Below are 2,175 nucleotides of genomic sequence, written 5' to 3' on the forward strand. Positions count from 1 at the left end.
GTTACCAGCCCCGGCCCGAGTTCACCCAGAAGTTGACCGACAGCGACGTCGACACCGACTCCACCTGATGGAACCAGCCTTCGGGCAGGAACAGCAGGTCGCCGGCCTCCAGGGTCACGCGCAGGAACGTCACGTCGCGCGCGGCGGGGAAGCGTTCATAGTCCGGCGCATCCGGGTTGAAATCGCAGCCGTCCAGCCCACCTTCCGGCGCAGTGGACCAGGTGCCCAGCGCTTCGCGGTGGTGGGGCGCAGCGAGGGTGAATTTCTTCTGGCCCCAGACCTGGGCGAACAGGTTGTCGGAGTCGTCGCGGTGCAGCGGCGTCAGCGTGCCCTTGGGGCCGATCCAGATCCGTGGCGGGATGAACAGCGAGGCATCGAAGTAGGGCGGGTATTTGATCTGCTGCATCAGCGCGGCCGGCAGGATGTTGTTGCCCATGTACGCCGGCGGCTCGCCGTCAGCGCCCTTGACCGCCGGGCTGTCCAGCGAGGCGATGAAATCGGCCATCGAGGTGGAGCGGAAATCCCGTTCGGTGGAGAAGGTTTTCTTCACGTAATCGCCATGGCGGGTGATGCCTTGCAGTTCGGCGAAATGCACCAGCGACTCTTCGCGGCTGAGCTTGAACAGCGGCCAGTCGTGCAAGGCATTGCTGATGACCACCGGCGTGCCGAAGGGCAGGTAGCGCTCCTCGAATTCCTGGACTGACAACTCGCTGCGTGGCCGGCGCTCGACCACGGTCTGCACCGGTCGTGCGGCGGTGATGGTTTCACTGCGGCGTGGCGGTGTCGGGTAGCGCTTGTTCATGTCGACCTTCTGCGCCGGCGCACCACCATGGCGTGCATGGTCGATGATCTGCGGCAGCATCGTCGCCAGGCCCATGTTGCCGCCGATCTTCAGGCGCCCGCTGGCGAACAGTTCTTCGACGTTGGCGGTGCCGCTCATGATCCCGGCAAAATCGTTCGGCGCCACTTCAATGGTCACGTCCGGGTTCGGGTGTCGACCGGCCTCGGTGCGGGTGCTGGCCTTGACCTCGGACCAGCACGCCAGCTGTGGACCCAGCACGAATTGGAAAACGCCTTCGATGCCGACGGCACCGGCATTGGCGAACAGCTTGCCCAGGATGGTCTGCAGGTCCACGGTGAATCCTCGTTGTTGTTTTGGCCTGAACGGTTAACGAGGGTTTGTGGGGGAAATTTAGCCACCGCCGACTAATTTGCCCGGCCGTTGATCCGTACCCTTTTGAAGAGACATTTTTTCGAGGGAAGCGTGGTGACCAAGTTGACCCTGCTGTGCCTGCCGTACTCCGGCGCCAGTGCCATGGTCTACAGCCGCTGGCGGCCGAAGCTGCCGCAATGGCTGCAACTGCAACCGGTGGAGCTGCCGGGGCGCGGCGCCCGGTTCGACGAACCGCTGCACACCGACATGCGCGTACTGGCGATGCAACTGGCCAGGGAATTGCGCCCGACGCTAAAGACCCCTTATGCGTTGTTCGGCCATAGCCTGGGCGCGCTGATGGCCTGCGAAATCGCCCATGCACTGCGGGCGCTGGGCTGCCCGGAACCGGTGGCGCTGTTCGCCTCGGGCACCGCTGCGCCGACCATGCGCGCCGATTACGACCGCGGTTTCGCCGACCCCAAGACCGACGCCGAGCTGATCGACCAGCTGCGCACGCTCAACGGCACCAGCGAGGAAGTACTGGCCAACGAAGAGTTGATGAGCCTGACCTTGCCGATCCTGCGCGCGGATTTCCTGTTGTGCGGCAAATTCCAGCCGTTGCAGCGCCCGCTGCTCAAATGCCCGGTGCATGTGCTCGGCGGCAAGGCCGACAAGGCCACCACCGAGCAATTGATCGGCTGGAGCAAGGAAACCTCGGGCAGCTTCTCGGTGGATATGCTGGCCGGCGGGCATTTCTTCATTCATGAGCACGAAGCCCGAGTGCTGAAGGTGATCAAGGATCAACTTGAGGTGCATCACCGACGCCATGCCATGGCTGCAACCGCCTGATCGCTGAAGCGACCTGTGGGAGCTCGCTCCCACAGGGTTTTGAGTACCGCTGAAATCCGCGCTTTACCTCCCCTCTGACACTTCTTCTCAATCGCTAATTTTTCCGGTCTGCATTCGTTTTATAGGGACGACGTGCCTTTGTGCTGCCTGCCTACTGATCCGGATGCCAAGAA

2 protein-coding genes are annotated in these 2,175 nt (G+C 63.0%); one reads left to right on the forward strand and one right to left on the reverse strand.

Features of this window, described 5'->3' with window-relative positions; all coding sequences use genetic code 11:
- Nucleotide 1: 1 nt before the first annotated feature.
- On the reverse strand, nucleotides 2–1,135 hold the full coding sequence (locus KJY40_RS10630; RefSeq protein ID WP_230736636.1) for a cupin-like domain-containing protein: 1,134 nt from the start codon (nucleotides 1,133–1,135) through the stop codon (nucleotides 2–4).
- Nucleotides 1,136–1,264: 129 nt separating this feature from the next.
- Here KJY40_RS10630 and KJY40_RS10635 point away from each other — a divergent pair, with 129 nt between their 5' ends.
- On the forward strand, nucleotides 1,265–2,002 hold the full coding sequence (locus KJY40_RS10635) for a thioesterase II family protein (protein WP_230736638.1): 738 nt from the start codon (nucleotides 1,265–1,267) through the stop codon (nucleotides 2,000–2,002).
- Nucleotides 2,003–2,175 lie beyond the last annotated feature (173 nt).

It is taken from the genome of Pseudomonas fitomaticsae (assembly GCF_021018765.1).
Taxonomy (GTDB): domain Bacteria; phylum Pseudomonadota; class Gammaproteobacteria; order Pseudomonadales; family Pseudomonadaceae; genus Aquipseudomonas; species Aquipseudomonas fitomaticsae.